We start from the raw sequence: 2,046 nt of genomic DNA on the forward strand, positions 1-2,046 counted from the left end.
AGACGGTGCTGATCCCGCCCGGCGCGGCGCATTGATACCGCGGCCTCCTGCGGACCTCATCGACAAGGAACCCCCATGGCCCACGACCACGTTCCCAACGAACGCCGCTCCGTCCCCGCCTCGCACGAGCACATCGTCGGCTGGGGTGCCGACAAGAATCCCGAGGACCGGCCGGCCTACCCGATGGAGCGCACGCCACCGCGCTTCATCGAACCGCACTGGGAGGTGCCGGAGCAGCAGCCGCGCCGCATCGAGGTGCTCAAGTCGACCGAGCGGCCCGACCTCACGCCCGTCTTCGGCACCAGTTCGCCGCCCTCCGGGTTGTCGGGCGTCCTGCGGCGCTGGGCCTACGGCTGGAGCGAGAACGACCTGCGCCGCTGGATGACCCTGCTGCTCGCGGACCGCGTCAACGTGGTCGAGGGCCTGGTGCAGGACCTGGCCCACGGCCACGTGCCCAACATCCTCGGCGAGATGGGGTGGCGGGCGGAGTTGCGGCACAACCCGCGCGGCGCGGCCCGCAAGGCCGTCACCGTGGCCGCCGTCGCCGGCGTCGGCTGGTGGCTGTGGTCGCGACGGTCGGAGCGCCGGCGCCTGGCGCGGCACCACCGCCACTGGCGCTGAGGCGGCCGCCTGCGGGGGGTGCGGCGGCCGTCAGACAGTGCGCGCCGGCAGGGGCCTCACGCAGCTCTCGCGGCCGATGCGGGCGGTTCACGCGGGGTGCAGCAGCACCCGGAACGCGCTGCCCTCGTCCGGCTCGCTGACCACCTCCAGGCTGCCGCCCATGGCCTCGATCAACTCGCGCACGATGCACAGACCCAGCCCGGTCCCCTTGGTCGGACCGGACTCGCGGCCCAGCCGGTTGTAGGGCTGGAACAACTGCGCACGCTGCGCGGCGCTCAGCCCCAGCCCGGTGTCCTCGACCGACAGTTCCAGCCGGCCGTCGTCGAGCTTGCGCACGCTCAGCGTGACGCGACCGCCGTCGCGGTTGTACTTGATGGCGTTCGAGCCCAGGTTCAGCAGCACCTGGCGCAGCGCACGCGGGCGACACCACGCGGCCACCGGCTGGGCCTGGACGGTCACCCGGATGCCGCGCACCGCCGCCTGCGCTGCGAGCCAGTCGTTCACGTCGGCCAGCAGCGGCGCCACCTCCACCCGCTGGCAGGGCTCGGCCGCGGGCTCCGTCGCCTGGCCGTCGGCCTGCTGCAGGGAGTCGTTCACCAGGGACAGCATGTAGTGGGCCGCCTGCTCGATCAGCTCCACCCAGCGCCGGTGGCGCTCGCCCAGCGGGTCACCGTGGTCCTGGGACATCAGGTGCGCGAAGCCGATCACCGCCCCGAGCGGCGCCTTGATCTCGCGGCCGATGCGCCGCAGAAGTTGTGACTGAAGCGCCGGGGCGGCCGGCGGGGCCGTTCCGCCAGGCACCCCGACGGGTTTCGCCGGCTCGGTCGTCGGCCTGGTCGCACTGGACAGGGACGGAACGGACGGCGTCCAGGCGCCGTCGACCTCAGGGGTGACACTCGCGTCCATCGGAACCCTCTCGATTCCCGGGATCAAGGCGTCCGGGTGTGGAATCGAGTATGGGCGGGCGGGATTGAGCCGCCATCACCCGTAGGAGCCAACGCGCCGAGTTCAAACGGGCCAATGGCCCATGGGGCGGGCCCCGCCGACTAGACGGCCAGGTCGTCGAGCGTCGGCCCCGCCGACTAGACGGCCAGGTCGTCGAGCGTCTTGCCGGCGGCCAGCGCGTTGCGCAGCCAGCGGGGCCGAGGCCCCCTCCCGCCCCAGGTGTTGCCGGCCTCGTCGCGGTAGCGCACCTGCGCCTGCGCACCCTTGGCGCCGGCGCGTTTGCGGCCGCCGCGAGCGGGCGCCGCCCCGGCCACGGCCTCGCTTCGCGGCGCGCGCCGGGATCCCGCCGCCAGACCCAGATCCTCGGCCGTGAGCCCGTACACCGCGATCGCCTCCTTGATGCGCTCGATGACGCCCTCGACCTCCTTGCGGCGTGCGGCCTCGGCTTCGGCTTTCAGAGATTCGATTTCGCGGAGGATT

General features: G+C 73.1%; 3 protein-coding genes. 1 reads left to right on the forward strand and 2 read right to left on the reverse strand.

What is annotated here, in order from left to right:
* Positions 1–75 precede the first annotated feature (75 nt).
* Positions 76–621: a hypothetical protein gene (locus AC5JLB_RS02175; RefSeq protein WP_495872220.1), complete on the forward strand. Its 546-nt coding sequence runs from the start codon at positions 76–78 to the stop codon at positions 619–621.
* Between the two features lie 87 nt (positions 622–708).
* Here AC5JLB_RS02175 and AC5JLB_RS02180 read toward each other — a convergent pair whose 3' ends face one another.
* A complete protein-coding gene (locus AC5JLB_RS02180; RefSeq protein ID WP_495872221.1) occupies positions 709–1,527 on the reverse strand; it encodes a sensor histidine kinase in 819 nt (272 codons plus the stop codon).
* A 176-nt stretch (positions 1,528–1,703) separates the two neighbouring features.
* On the reverse strand, positions 1,704–2,046 hold a 343-nt coding region (locus tag AC5JLB_RS02185; RefSeq protein WP_495872222.1), incomplete at its 5' end, for an H-NS histone family protein.

It is taken from the genome of Myxacorys chilensis (assembly GCF_059505265.1).